The sequence below is a fragment of the Rugamonas brunnea genome (genome assembly GCF_014042345.1).
GTDB classification, from domain to species: Bacteria; Pseudomonadota; Gammaproteobacteria; order Burkholderiales; family Burkholderiaceae_D; genus Rugamonas; species Rugamonas brunnea.
Window position 1 is genome coordinate 1 of sequence record NZ_JACEZT010000046.1, and the last position, 1,116, is coordinate 1,116.

At 48.7% G+C, this 1,116-nt stretch carries 2 tRNA genes and 2 rRNA genes; all 4 read left to right on the forward strand.

The window, feature by feature from the left end:
- Positions 1 to 113: ribosomal RNA gene (locus tag H3H37_RS25395) — 16S ribosomal RNA — on the forward strand; the annotation flags it as partial.
- 74 nt (positions 114 to 187) lie between these two features.
- Positions 188 to 264, forward strand: a tRNA-Ile gene (locus H3H37_RS25400).
- 12 nt (positions 265 to 276) lie between these two features.
- A tRNA-Ala gene (locus H3H37_RS25405) sits at positions 277 to 352 on the forward strand.
- A gap of 237 nt (positions 353 to 589) precedes the next feature.
- Positions 590 to 1,116 (forward strand): 23S ribosomal RNA (locus H3H37_RS25410); the annotation flags it as partial.

Below are 1,116 nucleotides of genomic sequence, written 5' to 3' on the forward strand. Positions count from 1 at the left end.
CAGAAGTAGGTAGCTTAACCGCAAGGAGGGCGCTTACCACGGTAGGATTCGTGACTGGGGTGAAGTCGTAACAAGGTAGCCGTATCGGAAGGTGCGGCTGGATCACCTCCTTTCTAGAGTCGCACTGGTCTACGGACCATCCTCAAGCGTTCACACTTATCGACTGTAATTAAGAAGAACAGCATTTGGGGCTGTAGCTCAGCTGGTTAGAGCACCGTGTTGATAACGCGGGGGTCGTTGGTTCGAGTCCAACCAGCCCTACCAGTTTCACCCATAGGGGGATTAGCTCAGCTGGGAGAGCACCTGCTTTGCAAGCAGGGGGTCGTCGGTTCGATCCCGTCATCCTCCACCAAAAGTTCAAACGTAAGTCAGCCAGGCTTGGTTGCGATTTAGGTTTGATCTTTTAGAGATCAAGTGCTGTATGTTCTTTAACAATCTGGAAGAAGTAAAAGTAAAGATTATTTATTGATCGTTTTACTGTAAAAGGTGGAACGATGGGTAATGATTGTATGTATCAACAAACGCAACAACGTAGTACTTCTTATTTCTATAACCGCTCCTTGTTTAGTCGCAGGGGCTAAAGTTATAGGGACAAGTGAATAAGTGCACATGGTGGATGCCTTGGCGATTACAGGCGATGAAGGACGTAGTAGCTTGCGATAAGCTGCGGGGAGTGAGCAAACACACTTTGATCCGCAGATTTCCGAATGGGGAAACCCGGCCTTTTAGGTCATTGCATGCTGAATACATAGGCATGCAAAGCGAACGCGGCGAACTGAAACATCTAAGTAGCTGCAGGAAAATAAATCAACCGAGATTCCCAAAGTAGTGGCGAGCGAAATGGGAACAGCCTGTACGTGATAATCGGGCTGATAGTGGAATCCTTTGGAAACAGGAGCCATAGCGGGTGATAGCCCCGTACACGAAATCAGAGCGGTGGTACTAAGCGTACGACAAGTAGGGCGGGACACGAGAAATCCTGTCTGAATATGGGGGGACCATCCTCCAAGGCTAAATACTCGTAATCGACCGATAGTGAACCAGTACCGTGAGGGAAAGGCGAAAAGAACCCCGGGAGGGGAGTGAAATAGATCCTGAAACCGTGTGCATACAAAC